General features: G+C 72.3%; 20 protein-coding genes. 15 read left to right on the plus strand and 5 right to left on the minus strand.

Going from position 1 to position 19,505, the window contains the following annotated elements:
• Positions 1-179 precede the first annotated feature (179 nt).
• From IF89_RS0125305 to IF89_RS0125335, 8 genes are all read left to right on the plus strand, one after another.
• Positions 180-833 carry an HAD family hydrolase gene (locus IF89_RS0125305; protein WP_030772492.1) on the plus strand — a complete coding sequence of 218 codons (654 nt, stop codon included), beginning with the start codon at positions 180-182 and terminating at the stop codon, positions 831-833.
• Positions 834-876: 43 nt separating this feature from the next.
• Complete coding sequence (locus IF89_RS0125310; RefSeq protein WP_030772495.1) at positions 877-2,109, plus strand: MFS transporter; 1,233 nt, start codon at positions 877-879, stop codon at positions 2,107-2,109.
• The gene (locus IF89_RS0125315) at positions 2,081-3,229 is read left to right on the plus strand and encodes an acetoin utilization protein AcuC (RefSeq protein WP_043194393.1); all 1,149 of its coding nucleotides are present in this window, start codon (positions 2,081-2,083) and stop codon (positions 3,227-3,229) included. The genes IF89_RS0125310 and IF89_RS0125315 overlap by 29 nt, the downstream gene beginning before the upstream one ends.
• A 95-nt stretch (positions 3,230-3,324) precedes the next feature.
• Positions 3,325-4,155, plus strand: a complete 831-nt coding sequence (locus IF89_RS0125320; RefSeq protein ID WP_030772499.1) for a phosphatase — start codon at positions 3,325-3,327, stop codon at positions 4,153-4,155.
• A gap of 114 nt (positions 4,156-4,269) precedes the next feature.
• Positions 4,270-4,479, plus strand: a complete 210-nt coding sequence (locus IF89_RS0125325; protein WP_008738568.1) for a helix-turn-helix domain-containing protein — start codon at positions 4,270-4,272, stop codon at positions 4,477-4,479.
• Positions 4,480-4,621: 142 nt separating this feature from the next.
• A complete protein-coding gene (locus tag IF89_RS42375; protein WP_003948845.1) occupies positions 4,622-4,720 on the plus strand; it encodes a 30S ribosomal protein bS22 in 99 nt (32 codons plus the stop codon).
• A 95-nt stretch (positions 4,721-4,815) separates the two neighbouring features.
• The gene (locus IF89_RS0125330; protein ID WP_043194391.1) at positions 4,816-5,892 is read left to right on the plus strand and encodes an NAD-dependent epimerase/dehydratase family protein; all 1,077 of its coding nucleotides are present in this window, start codon (positions 4,816-4,818) and stop codon (positions 5,890-5,892) included.
• On the plus strand, positions 5,892-6,884 hold the full coding sequence (locus IF89_RS0125335; RefSeq protein ID WP_030772502.1) for a lysophospholipid acyltransferase family protein: 993 nt from the start codon (positions 5,892-5,894) through the stop codon (positions 6,882-6,884). The genes IF89_RS0125330 and IF89_RS0125335 overlap by 1 nt, the downstream gene beginning before the upstream one ends.
• Positions 6,885-6,938: 54 nt before the next feature.
• Here IF89_RS0125335 and IF89_RS0125340 read toward each other — a convergent pair whose 3' ends face one another.
• The 3 genes from IF89_RS0125340 to IF89_RS0125350 form a co-directional block, all read right to left on the minus strand.
• Positions 6,939-8,147 carry a DUF5667 domain-containing protein gene (locus IF89_RS0125340; RefSeq protein ID WP_030772504.1) on the minus strand — a complete coding sequence of 403 codons (1,209 nt, stop codon included), beginning with the start codon at positions 8,145-8,147 and terminating at the stop codon, positions 6,939-6,941.
• Between the two features lie 237 nt (positions 8,148-8,384).
• Positions 8,385-9,203, minus strand: coding sequence for an ECF subfamily RNA polymerase sigma factor, BldN family (locus tag IF89_RS0125345; RefSeq protein ID WP_030772508.1), 819 nt, complete (start codon positions 9,201-9,203; stop codon positions 8,385-8,387).
• A gap of 382 nt (positions 9,204-9,585) precedes the next feature.
• Complete coding sequence (locus IF89_RS0125350) at positions 9,586-10,569, minus strand: HAD family hydrolase (protein WP_030772511.1); 984 nt, start codon at positions 10,567-10,569, stop codon at positions 9,586-9,588.
• A 111-nt stretch (positions 10,570-10,680) separates the two neighbouring features.
• Here IF89_RS0125350 and IF89_RS0125355 point away from each other — a divergent pair, with 111 nt between their 5' ends.
• From IF89_RS0125355 to IF89_RS0125380, 6 genes are all read left to right on the plus strand, one after another.
• The gene (locus IF89_RS0125355) at positions 10,681-10,968 is read left to right on the plus strand and encodes a glutaredoxin family protein (RefSeq protein ID WP_063831342.1); all 288 of its coding nucleotides are present in this window, start codon (positions 10,681-10,683) and stop codon (positions 10,966-10,968) included.
• Positions 10,969-11,240: 272 nt separating this feature from the next.
• A complete protein-coding gene (locus IF89_RS0125360) occupies positions 11,241-12,050 on the plus strand; it encodes a redox-sensing transcriptional repressor Rex (RefSeq protein ID WP_030772518.1) in 810 nt (269 codons plus the stop codon).
• On the plus strand, positions 12,047-13,771 hold the full coding sequence (locus tag IF89_RS0125365; protein WP_030772521.1) for a glutamyl-tRNA reductase: 1,725 nt from the start codon (positions 12,047-12,049) through the stop codon (positions 13,769-13,771). The genes IF89_RS0125360 and IF89_RS0125365 overlap by 4 nt, the downstream gene beginning before the upstream one ends.
• Positions 13,768-14,736 (plus strand): hydroxymethylbilane synthase, encoded by a 969-nt coding sequence (gene hemC / locus IF89_RS0125370; RefSeq protein WP_030772524.1) that lies wholly within the window; start codon positions 13,768-13,770, stop codon positions 14,734-14,736. The genes IF89_RS0125365 and hemC overlap by 4 nt, the downstream gene beginning before the upstream one ends.
• Positions 14,733-16,400, plus strand: a complete 1,668-nt coding sequence (locus tag IF89_RS0125375) for a uroporphyrinogen-III synthase (protein ID WP_030772526.1) — start codon at positions 14,733-14,735, stop codon at positions 16,398-16,400. Before hemC ends, IF89_RS0125375 begins: the two co-directional genes overlap by 4 nt.
• A 148-nt stretch (positions 16,401-16,548) precedes the next feature.
• Positions 16,549-17,895, plus strand: a complete 1,347-nt coding sequence (locus IF89_RS0125380) for a HEAT repeat domain-containing protein (protein WP_030772529.1) — start codon at positions 16,549-16,551, stop codon at positions 17,893-17,895.
• Here the strand turns inward: IF89_RS0125380 and IF89_RS0125385 are convergent.
• Positions 17,873-18,118 (minus strand): DUF397 domain-containing protein, encoded by a 246-nt coding sequence (locus tag IF89_RS0125385; protein ID WP_030772532.1) that lies wholly within the window; start codon positions 18,116-18,118, stop codon positions 17,873-17,875. The two genes, IF89_RS0125380 and IF89_RS0125385, sit on opposite strands and share 23 nt — an antisense overlap.
• Entirely contained in the window at positions 18,115-18,939 is an 825-nt protein-coding gene (locus IF89_RS0125390) for a helix-turn-helix domain-containing protein (protein WP_030772535.1), read from the minus strand. Before IF89_RS0125390 ends, IF89_RS0125385 begins: the two co-directional genes overlap by 4 nt.
• Here IF89_RS0125390 and IF89_RS0125395 point away from each other — a divergent pair.
• Positions 18,938-19,486, plus strand: a complete 549-nt coding sequence (locus IF89_RS0125395; protein WP_078628506.1) for an ATP-binding protein — start codon at positions 18,938-18,940, stop codon at positions 19,484-19,486. The two genes, IF89_RS0125390 and IF89_RS0125395, sit on opposite strands and share 2 nt — an antisense overlap.
• Positions 19,487-19,505 lie beyond the last annotated feature (19 nt).

The following is a 19,505-nucleotide window of genomic DNA, read 5'->3' on the forward strand; positions in this document are numbered from 1 at the left end:
CGATGGTACTGCAGGGGGGACCCTGTGGGAGAGTAGGACGCCGCCGAACAATCATTGTGGGAAAGCCCCGCACCTTCTGGTGCGGGGCTTTTCTGCGTTCACGGGCCGGTCGGGTGACCCGGCGCCGGGGTGGGCACGGCGGAACCGTGCCGGATGGCCTTGCTCCGTAATGTGGGGGTATGGGCTACGACCTTGTCATCTTCGACAACGACGGCGTGCTGGTGGACGGCGAGCCGCTCGCCAACGACGTCCTCGCCGGGTACCTGACCGAGTTGGGGCACCCGACCACTTACGAGGAGTCGGTCCGCGACTACATGGGGGCTTCCGTGCGCCGCGTGCACGAGCTCGTCCTGGAGCGGTCCGGTGAGCAGCTGCCGGCGGACTTCGACGAGACCCTGCACGCGCGGATCTGCGCCGCGTTCGAGAAGGACTTGAAGCCCGTTCCCGGAGTGGAAGAGGTCCTCGGTGCGCTCACCGCCACCGGAACCGGCTACTGCCTCGTGTCCGCCGGCGGGCACGAGCGGATCCGGGTGGGTCACCGGGTGGCGGGGCTCGACGGATGGTTCGAGGAGGAGTGGATCTTCAGCGCGGACGATGTGGCCCTCGGCAAGCCGGCCCCCGACCTGTACCTGCACGCCGCACGGTCGATGGGTGTGGAACCGGCGCGGTGCGTCGTCATCGAGGACAGCCCCCGCGGGGTCCGGGCGGCGGCGGCCGCGGGGATGGACGTGTACGGCTACACCGCGCTGCTGCCTGCGGACGAGCTCCCCGGTGCCACCGGGTACTTCGGCGACATGATGCAGCTCCCGCTGCTCCTGCAACTGCCCGTGTGATCTCTCTACCCACGGGTAGTCCCTGGGCCTACGCTGGCCCGCCATGACGGATGATGTGCGGCTGCGCCGCGGCCGTGGCGCCCTGGGGTTCAGCTTCTTCGCGCAGGGTGTCACCTTCGCCCTGCTCGTCACCCGGATCCCGGCCATCCAGGACCGGTACGGGATATCCGACGGGTTGCTGCCCCTCTTCCTCGCGGCCGTCCCGGTCCTCGCCGGCGTGGCCAGCGTCGGCACCGAGCACCTGGTCGAGCGGGTCGCGCCCAGCGTCGTACTGCGGTGGGCCCAGCCGCTGGTGCTGCTGTCCCTGCTCGGTGTGGGCGCCGGCGAGCAGCTGTGGCATGTCGCGGTGGCCCTGGGGGCGTTCGGGCTGTCGGTGGGGGCGTTGGACGCCTCGATGAACATGCTCGGCGTCAGCCTCCAGCGGACGTACGGCCGCAGCATCATGTTGGGCTTCCACGCGTGGTACAGCCTCGGGGGGATTCTGGGGGCGTCGGCTGCCTGGTACGGGGCGCAGGCCCGGCTGAGCCTGTTCGCCGGCTACGCGCCCGCCGTCGTCGTGCTGGTGCCGCTCGTGCTGCTGGGCAGCCGCTTCTACGTCGACCGGACGGACCGCGCCGCTGCGCAGGGCGCGGCGGAGAAGGGTCTGGGCGGCGGCGGGTTCGCGGCGCTGCTGCCGCTGTGCTTGGTGATGGCGTGCGCGTACATCGGGGACTCGACGGTGGCGAACTGGAGTGCCAAGTACCTCCAGGACGTCCTCGGCAGCTCGGAGCAGACGGCCACCGTCCCCTACAACGTGTACATGGTGACGACCCTCGTCGGGCGGGCCGTCGGGGACCTCGGCGTGCGCCGGTTCGGGGCCGTGGCCGTGGTCCGCGCCGGGACGCTGCTGGCCGCCTCGGGGTTCGCGGTGGTCGCGGCGGCGCCGGAGGTGTGGGCGGGGATGCTCGGTTTCACCCTCCTGGGGCTCGGGCTGTGCGTGATCGTGCCGCAGACCTTCGCGCCCGCCGGGCGGTTGTTCCCCGGTTCCTCCGACACGGCGGTCGCGCGGCTGAACATCTTCAACTACGTCGGGTTCCTGGTCGGCTCGCCGCTCGTCGGCGCGATCGGTGGCGCGTGGAGCTACAGGGGGGCGATGCTGGTGCCGATGGTCCTGGTGCTGATCACGCTGGTGCATGCCCGCTCGTTCGGGCCGGACGGCGCCCGATACGGTGTCGACCATGAGCGGCGAGCCGGTGACCGGGCTGTTGATGTGGGACGAGGCGGTAACGGGGTATGACTTCGGGCCGAGCCATCCGATGGACCCGGTGCGTCTGGCGCTGACCATGGGCCTGGTACGGGCCTTCGGGCTGGACCGGGCGATGCGGGTGCGGGCCGCCCCCGCGGCCGGCGACTCGACGCTGAGGCTCGTGCACCGGGAGGACTACGTCGCCGCGGTGCGCGAGGTGTCGGCGGACCCGGACGCCGCGGACGGCTCGTACGGGCTGGGCACGATGGACGATCCGGCTTTCCGCGGCATGCACGAGGCGTCGGCGCTGATCGCCGGACAGTCGGTGGCCGGTGCGGAGGCGATCTGGCGCGGCGAGGCCGAGCACGTCGTCAACTTCGCCGGCGGGCTGCACCACGCCATGCCGGGCGGGGCGGCCGGCTTCTGCGTGTACAACGACGCCTCGCTCGCGATCGCCCGGCTGCTGGAGCTGGGTGCGGAGCGTGTCGCCTACGTGGACGTGGACGTCCACCACGGGGACGGCGTGCAGGCGGCCTTCTGGGACGACCCGCGGGTGCTGACCGTGTCGCTGCACGAGCACCCGCGGACGCTGTTCCCGCAGACCGGCTGGCCGGAGGAGACCGGGGGCGCGGCGGCGGAGGGCTCGGCGGTGAACGTGGCGCTGCCCGCCGGCACCGGCGACGAGGGGTGGCTGCGGGCGTTCCACGCGACGGTGCCGGAGCTGCTGGCGGACTTCCGTCCGCAGGTGCTGGTGACGCAGCACGGGGCCGACACCCACTTCGAGGATCCGCTCGCGCACCTGGCGGTGTCGCTGGACGCCCAGCGGGCCGTGCAGGAGGCCTGTCACGGGCTGGCGCACACGTACGCGGACGGGCGGTGGCTGGCACTGGGCGGTGGCGGGTACGCGGTGGTGGACGTCGTACCGAGGTCGTGGACGCACCTGGTGGCGATCGCCGCGCACCGGCCCGTGGAGCCGGGGACGGCGATCCCGGCGTCCTGGCGGGACGAGGTGTACGCGCGGACGCGTCAGTTGGCGCCGGGGCGGATGACGGACGGGCGCAGTCCGTCGTGGCGGGACTGGGAGGAGGGCTACGATCCGGCGGACCGCACGGATCAGGCCGTTCTCGCGACGCGGCGGGCGGTGTTCCCGCTGCGCGGCATGCTGACCTGACGGACGGGTGCGGGTCGTGCAGCATCGTTACGCCAACTGTGGGGCTGTTTCGTTGAATTGATGACCAGCCAGATGCGGTGGGGGAGCATCGGAGGGTGTTGAGCACCGGCGCGTTGCGTGCGCATCTGCTGGCCGCCCGGTTGGCCGGGCCCGTCGCCACCTCGCGGGAGGAGAGCCTGCGCAGTTACCGGCTGTTCGCCGCGCGGGACCCGCGGGTGCTGCTGGGGCTGGATCCCGAGCGGGGCTGGGGCGAGGGCGACCTGCTGGGGCTGATGGCGGACAAGTGCGGTGTCTCTGCGGACCCTTCGCACGTCAGCGGGCCGGACGTGATCGATCCGGAGCGGACGGTGGCGGCGCTGGAGGCGTTCGCGGGGCGGTTGGGGGAGGCGGCGGGGGCGCGGTCGCACGTGCTGTTCGGGACCGGTCATCCGCATCGGCTCTTAGGCTTCTACGCCTGTTTGGCCGATGCGCTGTCGGCGGCGGGATGTGTTGTCCTCACCCCGGCGCAGGGGACGCGTGTCGACATGGCGACCCGGTTCGGCGTACGCACGCAGTGCATCGCCTACGTACGGGGGGTCGCACTGGTGCGGGAGCCCGGCGTGCGGACGCCGGGGAGTGCGACCGGCGTGCACAGCCATTCGCCCCTGCCGGTTCGGGTGGCGCTGGGGGCCCTCGCGGAGGCCGGCGGACCGCTTCCGGACCTGGTGGTGGGTGACCACGGGTGGGTCTGCGGTGCAGGTCAGCTGGGGGTGGAGGCGATCGGGCTGGCCGATACGGACGATCCGGCGCTGTTCGTCGGGGAGGCCGAGGGCCGGGTGTCCGTGGCCGTTCCGCTTGATGACGCGGTGCGATCGGACTACTACCATCCGCTTGCCCGGTACGTGTTGGGCCGGGCGGGTCTGACGGGCCGACAGGAGTGGCCGTAGCTCCTCTTCCCCACTCGTATCACGCGCCCCTACTCTGGGGAGTGAGCGTGCGACGACGAGGAGTAACCGGAGGGGAAGCCGGTGCCCGTCATGCGCGGAAGGTCAAGGTGTGTCATGGCTGCTGGCGAGAGGCCTCTCAGTGAGGTTCAGTTCCTGACCGTGGCGGAGGTCGCCTCGGTGATGCGAGTGTCGAAGATGACCGTGTACCGGCTGGTGCACAACGGTCATCTGCCCGCGATCCGGGTGGGCCGGTCCTTCCGGGTCCCCGAGAACGCGGTCCACGAGTACCTCCGGGAGTCCTATGTGGGGGTGGAGTCGGCCTGAGACTGACGGACCCTGACGCCTTCGTAACCCCTGGGAAGCACTCGGATTACGGGCTCGTCGCTCGGGCGGGTAGGCTAGGCCGACGTAGGTCGTGTGGGCCCAGACGCCCCGCACCAGTGAAGAGAAGTGAGCGAGGGTAGTCGTGGGCTCTGTTATCAAGAAGCGGCGCAAGCGGATGGCTAAGAAGAAGCACCGCAAGCTGCTCAAGCGCACCCGCGTCCAGCGCCGTAACAAGAAGTAAACGGCAGCTGTACGTGTTCTCCGCAGCCCCTCCACCATTCTTGGTGGAGGGGCTGCGGTGCAGCCGGGTACTTCTTCGAGGGAGGCGCTGAGCTCGTGGGGAAGGTCGTGCTCGTCACCGGGGCTGCCCGGCAGCTGGGCGGCCGCTTCGTGCGCCGTATCCAGCGCGACCCGGAGGTCGAGCGGGTGATCGCGGTCGACGCGGTGACGCCGCCGCACCGGTTGGGTTCGGCGGAGTTCGTCCGTGCGGACATCAGGCAGTCGTCGATCGCCAGGGTCCTGGCCGAGCACGCCGTGGACACGGTGGTCCACTTGGCGGTCACGGGCGGCCGGCCGGTCGCGGGCGGCGCGCACAGCGCCGTCAAGGAGACGAACGTCATCGGGACGATGCAGCTCCTGGGAGCCTGCCAGAAGTCGCCGACCGTCCGGCGGCTCGTGGTGAAGTCCAGTACCAGCGTGTACGGGGGCGCCCCGCGGGATCCGGCCGTCTTCACCGAGACGACGCAGCCGAAGTCGCTGCCGTCGGGCGGCTTCGCCAAGGACGCCGCCGAGGTCGAGGGGTACGTACGGGGCTTCGCGCGCCGGCGGCCGGACGTCGCGGTGTGCGTGCTGCGCTTCGCGAACATCCTCGGGCCCTTCGCCGATTCGGCGCTGGCCGAGTACTTCTCGATGCCGGTGATGCCGACCGTGCTGGGCTACGACCCGCGGCTGCAGTTCGTCCACGAGGACGACGTGATGGAAGTGCTGCGGCTGGCCGCGCAGGAGCCCCGGCGCGGGACGCTGAACAGCGGCACCTTCAACATCGCGGGTGACGGCGTGCTGCTGCTGTCGCAGTGCTCGCGACGGCTGGGGCGGCCCACGCTGCCGCTGCTGCTGCCCGCGCTCACCTGGCTGGGGTCCGCGCTGCGGGCGGTCGGGGCCACCGACTTCTCGCCGGAGCAGATGAGGCTGCTCACGCACGGCCGGGTCGTGGAGACCACGCAGATGCGTGAGGTCCTCGGCTTTGAGCCGCTCTACACGACCAGTGAGACCTTCGCCGACTTCGCACGGAGCCGGGGCAACGGCCTGCTGCCGCCCGAGCGGGTCGGACGCGCCGTCGACCGGGTGGCGGCGATGCTGGACGCGGAGGCCTCCCAGCACGACGTCGACACGGTAGAAGGAGCGAGACGATAGTGGCGGACGCCAAGGTCATTCCGTTCGACGAGGACCGGCCGCGCCGGCGGACGCCCCGCCGGGTACGGGCTGTTCCGGCACCGGTGGAGCAGCAGCCGGTCGCGGCCGCGCCGGAGCCCGGGGCGGCCCCGGCGCCTGCGGCCGGGCGCGGTGACGGCTGGGACCGGCGGATCGCCGGCGGGCTGGCCTTCCTGCGCCGGCGCATCACCGGGGAGTACGAGGTCGACGACTTCGGCTACGACAAGGAGCTGACGGACCAGGTCCTGATGTCCCTCCTGCGGCCGTTGTACGACAAGTACTTCCGGGTCGAGGTGAAGGGCGTCGAGAACATCCCGGCCGAGGGCGGTGCGCTGATCGTGGCGAACCACTCCGGGACGCTGCCGTTGGACGGGCTGATGCTGCAGGTGGCCGTGCACGACCACCACCCGGCGGAGCGTCACCTGCGGCTGCTGGCGGCGGACCTGGTGTTCATGCTGCCGGTGGTGAACGAGCTGGCCCGCAAGGCCGGGCACACCCTGGCGTGCGCGGAGGACGCGCAGCGGCTGCTGGAGGCCGGGGAGCTGGTCGGCGTGATGCCGGAGGGCTTCAAGGGGATAGGGAAGCCGTTCGGGGACCGGTACAAGCTCCAGCGGTTCGGGCGGGGCGGGTTCGTGTCGACGGCGCTGCGGGCGGGGACGCCCATCGTTCCGTGCTCGATCGTGGGGGCCGAGGAGATCTACCCCATGGTCGGGAACGCGAAGACGCTGGCACGGCTGCTGGGGATCCCGTACTTCCCGATCACGCCCACCTTCCCGTGGCTGGGGCCGCTGGGGGCGGTGCCGTTGCCGACGAAGTGGACGATCCAGTTCGGTGAGCCGATTCCGACCGACGGGTACGCCCCTGAGGCGGCGGAGGACCCGATGCTGATGTTCAACCTGACGGACCAGGTGCGCGAGCAGATCCAGCACACGCTGTACAAGCTGCTGGTGCAGCGCAGGTCGGTGTTCTTCTGACGGTGGTGGGCCGGGCCGTACGGCCCGGCCCACCACTTTTCTGCGCCAGTGTCCCTACTCCGTGTCCTCCGCGCCGAGGCCGAGGCCCGGCAGGAGGCCCGGGAGCAGGGGCGGGAGGGTGATGTCCGGCTTCGGCTCCTCGGGGGTGCCCGCGGGGGGCTGTGCCGACTGGCCTGCGGGCGGGTTGAGCAGATCGCCCGTACCGCCGAGGAGGCCACCGTCGGCCGGCGGCCGGGTGCTGCCCGAGGGGGACGGCGCGGGGCCGCTGCCGGACGGGGTGCCCGCGGCGGGCGCGGACTGCTTGGCACCGCCGGGTGCTGCCGGCTGGGCGGGGGAGCCCGACGAGCCGGTGCTGCCGCGGGGCTGCTCGGGCGGCTTGGGCAGCAGGCTCTGGAGCGGTGCCACGTCTTCGTCTATGGCCTGGAAGACCGAGTCCACTTCGCCGCCGACGTCGGTGAGCTGCACGGGCAGCTTCTGGCGCAGCTTGCCCCAGGCGTCGCGGTGGGAGCGGGAGAACGACGACAGCGTCTGGATCGGGCCGAGGGAGCCGTCCCGGTCGAAGGCGGCCTGGAGGAGGCGGTGGCCCTCTTCCGCGTCGTGCTTGACGCCGGAGAGCGCCCGGCGGATCGCGCCCAAGGACTCGTGGTCCAGGGTGCCGGTCCGGCCGCGCTCCATCAGCCGGCGGGCTTCCGACAGGCGGTTGGAGGCCCGGTCGAGATAGAGCTCGCCGCGCTCCGCGTCGTCGTCGGCCATGCCCAGCTTCAGGTCCTCCATGCCCCGCTTCACGGGGTAGAGGTGGTCACCCGGCAGGGCGTCGGAACTGGCAGCGGCCACTCCGCTGAAGGCCCCTGCGGCTACACCCACGGTGAGACCGCCCGCTGCGATGCCCTTGGACCAGCGGGAGCGGGGCCGCAATTTCCGGAGCGGGGTCGCCCGGTGGGCGCCGCGGCCGGTCCGCTGCTCGGGCACCTGAGGGTCCGAGGCGGCACCGCCCCCGGCCCTCTCCTCCAGCACCATGGCCTCCATGGCGGCAACGAGCTGGGCTCGCTGCACCACTTTGACCTCGGGGTCCAGCACTGGGCGCGGCATTCGTTCGCCGAGCACGCTCGCCAGGGCCAACAACCGGTCGTGGTCAGCAGATTCGGCAGGTGCCTCGGACTGCTCGGCCGCCGGGTCCGGTTCCGAAGGATCGGATGGGTTCCGATCCTCCAGGGCCTGGGCGAAGGCGTTCGCCCGCCGGTGCGGGGTCACGTTCGCGATCACTGGCGGCACCTCCTCTCGTCATGACGATCGACTCCCCAAGGTGTCCGGAAGGTTGCCTTCCTTGAGCACATCCACACTTTCGAGTGAGCGGCTTCGGGCAGGGCGTGTCCACAGGGAGCCTGCATTCCGCACAACGAGCGTCGCGGCAGTTGGGTTACGGACGAAGGATGATCGGACCACAGCGTCATCGTGGGGTCACCGGATGTGAGGTCGAGTGGTGGTGTCTGGGCGGGTCCGTCAGCGGGCGTCTTCGGGGAGGAGGCGGGCCAGGGTGCGGACCGCCCGGTACTGGAGCGTCTTGATGGCGCCCTCGTTCTTCCCCATCACCCGGGCCGTCTCGGCGACCGAGAGGCCCTGCAGGAAGCGCAGGGTCACGCACTCCTGCTGCTGCGGATTGAGTTTCCGTACGGCTTCCAGCAGGGCCGCGTTGGAGAGGGACTCCAGGACGGAGTCCTCGGGGCTGCGCTCCACCTCGTTGGCGTCGAGCATCTCCCCGGTGGTGACCTCCAGCCTGAAGCGGCTGGACTTGAAGTGGTCCGCCACCAGGTTGCGGGCGATCGTCACGAGCCAGGCGCCGAAGTCGCGCCCCTGCCAGGTGAAGGTGGAGATGCGGCGCAGGGCGCGCAGGAACGTCTCGCTGGTGAGGTCCTCCGCGGTCGCCTTGCCGCCGACCCGGTAGTAGATGTAGCGGTAGACCGTGTCGCTGTACTGGTCGTAGAGGCGGCCGAAGGCCTCGGCCTCTCCGGCCTGGGCGCGTTCGACCAGGTCCATCATGCGGGCCTGGTCGCTGTCCGCCAGGGGGCGGCGGGGGGCGGCCTGGGTGCTCGTGCCGCCCGCGCCGTTCGAGCCGCCGGCGGCCGCGCGACCTCGTCTGCCCACCGTCGCCCCGCCGTCGGTCAGGGCGTAGCAGGGACCGGCCGGGCCGAGGCCGGCTGGAACCGCGGCGGCGAAGGCGGGGGCGGTGTACGCGGTGGGGACGAAGCCGCGCAGGTGGTCGAGGACCGTTGCGCGCAGCTGAGCCAGGCCCGAGGCGTCAACCCCGACAGGTGGGTACACGGGACTCCCAGAGGCAGAGCTTCCATCACGTGCAGTGCGGGACCGTTCACCCGTCGTGGCGACAGATGGCCGGTGGCATGCGTTTGAGGAGAATAACGCTTCGTACAGGCAGCGCTACACCCAGTTGCACAAATCACCGGTTCCGACACTTCTGTTGTGTGTCCAGGGCATATTCGGTCGCGGTTGGTGATCGATTCTTGATCGCTTCAGTGCACGGAATGGACGCTTCCCAAGGGGGCCACGACCGAGTCGGGCAGCGCGGAGTGCCGCGCCCGGGGCGCGGGTAGAGGTGAGCGAATGCCCGGGTCGGGACGTGGGCGCGCGGCCGGGTCCCCGGGTCGCGCCGTGGCCGCGCTGTGGCCTGGGCCGGGGCCCGGAGCGGCTACTTGCGGCGGCGGTGCAGGGCGATCGCGGCGGCCGTGCCGCCCGCGATCGCGCCGACGCCGGCGGCCGCCGGGACGCCGACCTTCACGGCCTTGCGGCCGGTCCGATAGTCGCGCAGCCGCCAGTCGTTGGTCCGGGCATGCTTGCGCAGTTTTGTGTCGGGATTGATCGCGTACGGGTGTCCGACGAGGGACAGCATCGGGATGTCGTTGTGCGAATCGCTGTAGGCGGCGCAGCGTTCGAGTTCGAGGCCTTCGGCGGCGGCCAGGGCGCGGACCGCCTCGGCCTTGGCGGGGCCGTGCAGCGGCTCGCCGACCAGCCGCCCGGTGTAGACGCCGTCGACGGACTCCGCGACGGTGCCCAGGGCGCCGGTCAGGCCCAGCCGGCGGGCGATGATCGTGGCGGTCTCGACGGGGGCGGCCGTGACGAGCCACACCTTCTGCCCGGCGTCGAGGTGGGCCTGGGCCAGGGCGCGGGTGCCCGGCCAGATCCGCTCGGCCATGTACTCGTCGTAGATCTCCTCGCCGATCGCCATGAGCTCGGAGACCTTGTGGCCCTTGACGATGGACAGGGCGCTGTCGCGGGCGTCCTGCATGTGCTCGGGGTCCTCGACCCCGGCGAGCCGGAACCAGGCCTGCTGCCAGGCGAAACGGGCGAGCTCGCGGCGCCTGAAGAACTCGCGCTTGTAGAGGCCGCGGCCGAAGTGGAAGATCGCGGCGCCCTGCATGACGGTGTTGTCGAGGTCGAAGAAGGCGGCGGCGAGGTCGTCGCCGGCGACCGGGAAGACGGGCTCCGGGGGCCCTTCGGCGGCCGCCCGTGCGGCGAGGCGGTCGGCGTCGCGCGCACCGGCTGCGACCTCGGCGGGCCCGTCGTCCCCGGTCAGCGCGGTCTTGCGGGCGGCTTCTGCCGAGGCCTCGCCCGCCAGCACGCTGCGTGCCGTGGCGGAGCGCCGACGAGAGGGGAGCCATCCGAGAGCGGCCATGACGCGAGCATAGCCACTGTGTTCGGGAGTTCCCGAACCGGTGGGAAACGGAGGCGTTAACTCTGCGCGACGCCCCAGGGCACCGGGGACGGGCGTCGGGGGCGCGGGAGAATGGGGTGCATGAGCCCTTTGCTGCGCCGTAAAGAGAAGAAGAGTCCGGGCGAGCGCATGGTGACGCTCATCGGGAAGCCGGGGTGCCACCTGTGCGACGAGGCCGAGGAGGTCGTCGCGAAGGTGTGCGCCGAGACCGGGGCTCGGTGGGAGAAGAAGGACATCTCCCAGGACGAGGAGCTCTACCGGCTCCACTGGGAACAGATTCCGGTGGTCCTGGTTGACGGCGAGCAGCACACCTTCTGGCGGGTGAACCCGGACCGGCTGCGGCGGGCATTGGGAGGCTGACCCGCTGCCCGGCTACCATCATGGGCGATTTGTGGGGTCTGGGGGCGTATCTGTGAGGAGTGTGCACGGTTTTGCCCCCTTTGGTATTTGAACGGGTTCGGCGTGCCGTCGGTTCCGGGATTGCGTGCCGATGTCGCGTGACCCCGGTCACTTTGGACGGACAAAGCGGACACAATCTTTGTGCACGCGTTCACAAAGGCATAGCCTGCTGTGGACGGGGCGGTCCTGGGACAAGAGGCCGCCTGCAGCCCCGCTCATCCCGCAGGAGCATCGTGGCAACTGGCCGAACTCACCGACCGGCGACCCGCAGCCGAGGTATTCCCGAGGCCACTGTCGCCCGGCTTCCGCTGTACTTGCGCGCCCTGACCGCGCTCTCCGAGCGATCGGTGCCCACGGTGTCCTCCGAGGAGCTCGCGGCCGCGGCCGGAGTGAACTCCGCCAAGCTGCGCAAGGACTTCTCGTACCTGGGTTCCTACGGCACCCGGGGCGTCGGCTACGACGTCGAGTACCTCGTCTACCAGATCTCCCGTGAGCTCGGCCTGACCCAGGACTGGCCGGTAGTGATCGTCGGCATCGGCAACCTCGGCGCCGCCCTGGCCAACTACGGCGGTTTCTCCGCGCGCGGGTTCCGCGTCGCCGCGCTGATCGACGCCGACCCGGCCATGGCCGGCAAGCCGGTCGCTGGCATGGCCGTCCAGCACACCGACGACCTCGAGAAGATCATCGAGGAGAACGGCGTCTCCATCGGCGTCATCGCCACGCCCGCGGGCGCCGCCCAGCAGGTCAGCGAGCGGCTGATCGCGGCCGGCGTCACCTCCATCCTGAACTTCGCGCCCACCGTGCTGTCCGTGCCCGACGGCGTCGACGTGCGCAAGGTCGACCTCTCCATCGAGCTGCAGATCCTCGCCTTCCACGAGCAGCGCAAGGCCGGCGAGGAGGCCGCCGCGTCGGCCACCGAGCACGGCTCCGCCGTGGGCGGCGCCGCCCCCGCCGCGGCCGTCGTGCCGCCGGCCGGACGCACCGCCGCCGAAACGCGCAAGGGCGGCCCCGAGGGCGACGTCCCGGCGGTGATGCCGGCATGAGCCTGCTCGTCGTCGGGCTGAGCCACCGCAGCGCACCCGTGAGCGTGCTGGAGCGCGCCTCGCTGTCGGCCGACGCCAAGACCAAGCTGCTGCACGACACCCTCGCCGCCGAACCGGCGACCGAGGCCGCGGTCCTCGCCACGTGCAACCGCATCGAGCTGTACGCGGACGTGGACAAGTTCCACGCCGGCGTCGCCGAGCTGTCCACGCTGCTCGCCCAGCACAGCGGTGTCGCGCTGGAGGAGCTCACCCCGTACCTGTACGTGCACTACGAGGACCGGGCGGTGCACCACCTGTTCTCGGTGGCGTGCGGACTGGACTCGATGGTCGTGGGCGAGGGGCAGATCCTCGGCCAGATCAAGGACGCCCTCGCGCTGGGACAGGAGCTGCACTCCGCCGGCCGGCTGATCAACGACCTGTTCCAGCAGGCGCTGCGGGTCGGCAAGCGGGCGCACTCCGAGACCGGCATCGACCGCGCCGGCCAGTCCCTGGTGACCTTCGGCCTGGAGCAGCTCGCCGTGCGCACCCCGGTCGCCGAGTGGGCCGCCGGCAAGCGGGCCCTGGTGATCGGCGCCGGTTCGATGTCCTCGCTGGCCGCGGCCACCCTCGCGCGGGTCGGCGTCGCCGAGGTCGTCGTGGCCAACCGGACCGCGGAGCGGGCGGAGCGGCTCGCGGAAATTCTGGTTGCCTCGGGCACCGGCGTCGCCGCGCACGCCATCCCGATGGCGGAGGTCGCCGACGAGCTGACCCGGGTGGACGTGGTGGTGTCCTGCACCGGGGCCACCGGGCTCGTGCTGACCGCCGACGACGTGCTCGCCGCCGTGTCGTGGGGTGCGGGTGGGCTCGCGCCGGCGGAACAGGGAGAGGCCGGGGCCGCGCCCGAGGCCGACCAGGGGCTCCGCCCCCGGACCCCCGCGCCTCGGACGCCGGCGGCGCCGGATGTGGCCGGACTGGACGCCGATGTGCTCGCCCGGCTGGTCGCCGCCGCCGAGGCCGGCGCCCGGCTGGCCGACGCCGGGGCCGTGCGGACCACGGCCGCCCCCGAGACCGACGGCTGCCCCGTGGGCCTCGACGGACGCGCCGCACTGACCGGGGTCGACGCCAACTCCCTCGAACTGCACGGCACCTGGGCCGACCAGGGCGAGGCCGCCGCGCACCGGCAGCCCCGCAGGAGCGGCCGTACGCGGACCGACGCGACCGCCGTCCGGCTCGCACTGCTCGACCTGGCCATGCCCAGGGACATCGACGCGGCCGTGCACCGGATCCCCGGCGTCCGCCTCGTGGACATCGAGTCCCTCGCCGAGGCGTCCGCCGACGCCCCCATGGCGGCCGACGTCGACGCCGTCCGCGCCATCGTCGCCCAGGAGGTCGCCGCCTTCGGCGCCGCCCAGCGGGCCGCCCACATCACGCCCACCGTCGTCGCCCTGCGCGCCATGGCGGCCGAGGTCGTGGCCATGGAAGTGGCCCGACTCGACGGACGGCTCCCCGACCTCGACGAGCGACAGCGCGCCGAAGTCACCCAGACCGTGCGCCGCGTCGTGGACAAGCTCCTCCACGCGCCGACCGTGCGTGTCAAGCAGCTCGCGAGCGAGCCCGGCGGCGCCGGGTACGCCGACGCACTGCGCGAACTCTTCGACCTCGACCCTCGGACGGTTGCTTCCGTCAGCCGGGCGGACGCGGCCGATCCGAAGAACGACGACGACCCAGGACGGGCATCATGAACACACGTCCCGACCAGCCGCTGCGGCTCGGTACGCGGCGGAGCAAGCTGGCCATGTCCCAGTCGGGGCACGTCGCCGACGCGGTCCGGGCGATCACCGGCCGGCCCGTCGAGCTCGTGGAGATCACGACGTACGGCGACGTCTCGCGCGAGCACCTCGCCCAGATCGGCGGCACCGGCGTCTTCGTCACCGCCCTGCGCGACGCGCTGCTGCGCGGCGAGGTCGACTTCGCCGTGCACTCCCTGAAGGACCTGCCGACCACGCAGCCCGACGACCTCGTCATCGCGGCCATGCCCCGGCGCGAGGACGCCCGCGACGCGCTCGTCGCCCGCGACGGCCTGACCTTCGAGGAGCTGCCCGACGGCGCCCGCATCGGCACCGGCTCGCCGCGCCGCACCGCCCAGCTGAACCACCTGGCGCGCTCGCTCGGCAAGCGGATCGAGACCGTCCCGATCCGCGGCAACGTCGACACCCGCATCGGGTTCGTCCACGACGGCGAACTCGACGCCGTCGTCCTCGCCGCCGCCGGCCTGAACCGGATCGGCCGCGGTGACGAGGCCACCGACCTGCTGTCCGTCGACAGCATCCTCCCCGCCCCCGGCCAGGGAGCCCTGGCCGTGGAGTGCCCCGCGTCCTCCACGGACCTCATCGCCGCGCTCGGCCGGCTCGACGACCCGCACACCCGGGCCGCCGTGACCGCGGAGCGTTCTCTGCTCGCCGCCCTGGAGGCCGGCTGCAGCGCACCCGTGGGCGCGTTCGCCGACCTGCTGGCCGACGGACGGAATGTCAATGAAATGCGCCTGCGCGGCGTCGTCGGAACCCTCGACGGCGCGACGCTGGTGCAGCTGTCCACCACCGGTCCCGTGCCCCAGTCGTACGACGAGGCCATGGCGCTCGGCCGCGAACTCGCGGACGAGATGCTGGCCAAGGGCGCGGCCGGTCTGATGGGGGAGCGATCGCTTTGAACCCCTCAATTCCGACCACCTCCGCTCTTCCGGCCGTCGCCGCCCACGGACGCGTCACCTTCCTCGGCGCAGGCCCGGGCGACCCGGGTCTGCTGACGCTGCGCGCCGTCGAGGCGCTCGCCGCCGCGGACGTACTGATCGCGGAGCCCGAGGTGCTCGAAGTCGTACGGACGCATGCACGGGCGGGTGTCGACACGCCGCAGCTGACGGTAGCTGACGAAGTGTCAGCGGCCGCCGGGGTCCCGGTGATCCGGGACGCGGCCAATCTTGTCATGGAGGCCGCACGCTCCGGCAGGCGGGTCGTGCGTGCCGTGACGGGCGACCCCGGACTCGACGGCAACGCCGCCGAGGAGATGCTCGCGTGCGCGACCGAGGGGATCCCCTTCGAGGTGGTGCCCGGCGTCGCGACCGCCGTCGGCGTGCCCGCGTACGCCGGTGTCCCGCTGCGTGACAAGCAGGGTGCGGACGTGCGGTTCGTGGACGCCAGGACCGCGTCGGCGCGCTGCTGGAGCGAGGTCGGCGCCAGCGACGGCATCCTCGTCGTCTCCGCGACCCTGGAGACCGTCTCCGCGGCCGCGGCCGAGCTGGTGGGCGCCGGGCGCAAGCCCGACACCCCGCTCACCGTGACCGTCTCCGGCACCACGACGCGTCAGCGGACCTGGTCCGCGACCCTGGGCACGATCACCCAGGTGTTCAAGCAGGGCAAGGTACTGCCCTCGCCCGAGGGCGCCCGCCCCGTCATATGCGTGGTCGGCGAACACGGCGCCGCCGCGCGCCGCGAGGACCTGTCCTGGTTCGAGTCGAAGCCGTTGTTCGGCTGGCGCGTCCTCGTCCCGCGGACGAAGGAGCAGGCCGCTTCCCTCTCCGACCAGCTGCGCTCGTACGGCGCGGTGCCCCACGAGGTGCCGACCATCGCCGTGGAGCCGCCGCGCACCCCGCAGCAGATGGAGCGCGCGGTCAAGGGCCTGGTGACGGGCCGCTACGAGTGGATCGCCTTCACCTCGGTCAACGCCGTCAAGGCCGTCCGCGAGAAGTTCGAGGAGTACGGGCTCGACGCGCGCGCCTTCGCGGGCATCAAGGTCGCGGCGGTCGGCGAGCAGACCGCGGCCGCGCTGGTGGAGTTCGGCGTCAAGCCGGACCTCGTCCCGAGCGGTGAGCAGTCCGCGGCCGGGCTGCTGGAGGACTGGCCGCCGTACGACCCGGTCTTCGACCCGATCGACCGCGTCTTCCTGCCGCGGGCGGACATCGCCACGGAGACGCTGGTGGCCGGGCTGATCGAGCTCGGGTGGGAGGTCGACGACGTCACCGCCTACCGGACCGTGCGGGCGTCGCCGCCGCCGGCGGACACGCGTGAGGCGATCAAGGGCGGCGGCTTCGACGCCGTGCTCTTCACGTCGTCCTCGACCGTCCGCAACCTGGTCGGCATCGCGGGCAAGCCGCACAACGTGACGGTGATCGCCTGTATCGGCCCGGCGACGGCCAAGACCGCGGAGGAACACGGCCTGCGGGTCGACGTCCTCTCCCCGGAGCCGTCGGTGTCGAAGCTGGCCGAGGCCCTCGCCGAGTACGGCGCGGCGCGCCGCGAGGCGGCCAAGGCGGCCGGCGAGACGGTGTTCCGCCCGAGCGAGCGCCGGCCGGGTGCGCGCCGGCGTCGCACGACGTGAGCGGCTTAGGCGGCCGGACACGGCCGACGGTACGGGTGAGGGGCCCGGGTGCACAGGCACCCGGGCCCCTCGCGTCCGTAATCCCCTTGTGCGCCGGGCCCCGGCCCGGAAAGGATCACCGCCGGACGAACGGGACACGGGTGAGCGGATGACGGACCGGGACGCACGCCTGGCGGCGGCGGTACGGGCGGGGGACCTCGGAGAGGTCCACGCCCTGTTGGAGTCAGGGAGCAACCCCGACGCGACCGACGAGGACGGCCTGCCGGTGCTGTGCACGGCGGTGGCGGCCTTCGCGCACGAGGTCGCCGAGGCCCTGGTGGAGGCGGGCGCCAACCCCGACCGGGAGCTGCCCGACGGCACGACCCCGCTCCTGCGGGCGATCGAGGGGGGCTCCCCGGCGGTGTTCGAGGCCACCTTGGGCAGCGAGCCACGGCTACGGCTCGCCCCGGAGCGGCGCGAGGAACTGCTGGCGGCAGCCCGCGGCTGGTACGAGGAGGGACCGGCGGCCCGGCTGCGCCACCTGACGGCGGACCCGGACCGGGTGCGTGCGCAGGCCGTCCGTGAGGGCGAGTACAGCACCCTCACGGAGTACACCCTGGGCGGGCGGCGCGTCCGCGACGGCCACGGCGGGATCCTGACTGGCCTGGAATGGGCCTTCCGGATCCTCACACCGCCCGCGGAACTGGTGGCCCGCGCGGTACGGCACGGCGACCCCGAGCACGCCGACCGGTGGGCGTCCGAGTGGATCCTCTCGCAGCGGCGGAGCGCCGAGACCTGGGCCGAGGTGGTGGCCTTCCACCGGCACCCCGACCCGCTGCCCCGCCTCTTCGTCATCGACGTGCTCGTCATGCACGCGCTGACGGGCGCTTCCACCCAGCACGTCGGCTGGTACGACCGCGAACGCCTGAAGCTGCTGGGCACCTGGGTGGACGTGGAGGACGACGCAGTCGTCCTGGCCCGCCTGCTGCGGGCGCTGGTGGACGAGGGCTTCCCCGAAGCGGAAGCCGAGGCCGTCGGCCTGCGTCACGCGGGGCACGCCGACGCCCGCGTCCGCCGCGAGGTGCCGGGCCTGTTCGACCGGCCCCTGACCCCGAGGGCGGCCGAAGCCGTACGCGCCCTGTGCCGGGACCCCGACGCCGACGTACGGGTGGCTGCCGCCGAGGCCCTGGCCGGGGAGGCGCTGCCGGCGGAGGACCGCCCGCTGCTCCTGGCCCTCCTCGCCGACGCCGACCCGCACGTGGCGCGCCGCGCTGCCCACGGCATCGCCGGGGGCGCGGACCGTTCACCGGAGACCACCGAGGCACTGGTGCGCCTCCTCGACGCCGAGGACCAGGACATCCGGCTCAGCGCCGCCTACGGCCTGGCCCTGCGCGACGACCCGCGCACGGTGGAGGCGTACGCGCGCGTGGGCCGACTGGACCGCCCGGAGTACGAGCACGACCACCGGACGGACGGCCTGTGGCGCTGGAAGCTCAGGAACGCACCCAGCCCGTGAGCCCGGCCCAGGCGGCGGGGGCGAGGGCGAGGACGGGCCCGCCGGCGACCTTGGAGTCCCGGACGTGGACGGTGTCGGCGCAGGAGCAGGTGGCGACCTCGACGCAGGCGCCGCCTTCGCTGCCGCTGTAGGAGGACTTCTGCCAGTCGTAGGCCACTTCCAGGCACTGGCCGCCCTCGCTGCCGCTGTAGCTGGACTTGAACCACTTCAGTGGGGTGCTCATGACTCTCCTAGCAACCGGTCCAACAGGCCCCTTGTCTCGGTGACGTTGAGGGCCTGTGACCGCAGCATCGCATACTTCTGGGAGAGGATGCTGACCTCGTTCGGGTCCCTGACGAGGAAGCTGCCGCGCTGGGTTTCGGAGTAGGCGAGGTGCTGGAACTCGGGGGTTTCCAGCAGGATGAAGGGGCCGTCGAGGCCCGCGTGTGCGGTGATGCCCAGGGGGAGCACCTGGAGGGAGACGGTCGGCCGGTCCGCGCAGGCGCGCAGGTGGTGCAGCTGCTCGCGGTAGACCTCCGTGCCGCCGATGCGGTCCCGCAGGGCCGCCTCCCAGACGATGAAGCTGAGGGTCGGGGGGACCGGGCGGGTGAGGATCTTCTGACGCTGGATGCGGTGGGCCGTCTGCCGCTCTATCTTCTCCTCGCCGACGAAGGGGACGCGGCAGCCGAGCACCGCACGGGCGTAGGCCTCCGTCTGGAGCAGGCCCGGCACGGTGAGGGTGTCGTACCAGGACAGGGCGAGGGCCTCCGCCTCGCGCGCCATGTACTCCTCCGCCCGGGCCGGAACCATGTCCACCTCCGGGAGGCGGTTCGCCGCGACCCCCAGCAGGTCGGGCAGACCGAGGACGCGATCCATCTTCTCGGCCACGTTGGGCATCAGGACGCGCCTGCCCTGCTCGATCGAGGCGACGGTCTCGACGTCGACGTGCAGCGCCTCGGCGAGGGCGCGCTGGGTCATTCCCTTGGCGGTGCGGGCCGCGGCGACCAGTGCGCCGACCATCTTCATCGCCGTCTCGTTGGGCCGTGGCCTCTTGCGTGGTGGCATGCCTGTGAACTCCCCCCGTGCGCATACGAGATACCCGTACCAACCCGTACTCCTCAAGGAGTACGGGTCGCTCGTCTCGCCCACGCTAGTCACGCAACGCGACGATCACCCCGTGAACGTGGAAATCCATCCGGCCCTGCTGCGTGAGCGGTTCTATCCCCGCAGCCGCCAAACCGTCCGCCCCGCCAGGGAGTTCGCGGCAGAAACACTTTACGCGTGGGGTGTTACATGCCGCCGAGACGACGTGTTGCTCTGCGTGAGCGAGCTGGCGACCAACGCCCTGCTGCACGGGGTCCCGCCCGGCCGGGGCTACCGGCTGCGGATGCTGCTCTTCGACGGCATGGTCCGCGTCGAGGTGGCCGACAGCGGCGGCGGCCGGCCCCGCGTCGGGCGCCGGGACCCTGGCGCCGAGGGCGGTCGCGGGTTGCTGCTGGTGGCGGCGGTCGCGGACCGGTGGGGGACCCTGGCACGGGTGCCGGGCAAGGTGGTGTGGTGCGAATTCGGCCTCGGACCGGGCGCGGCGGGCGGCTCCGCGCACGGGCTCTAGGCTTGGGGCGACTGCTGTC

The organism is Streptomyces sp. NRRL F-2664, assembly GCF_000719345.1.
Classification (GTDB): Bacteria; Actinomycetota; Actinomycetes; order Streptomycetales; family Streptomycetaceae; genus Streptomyces.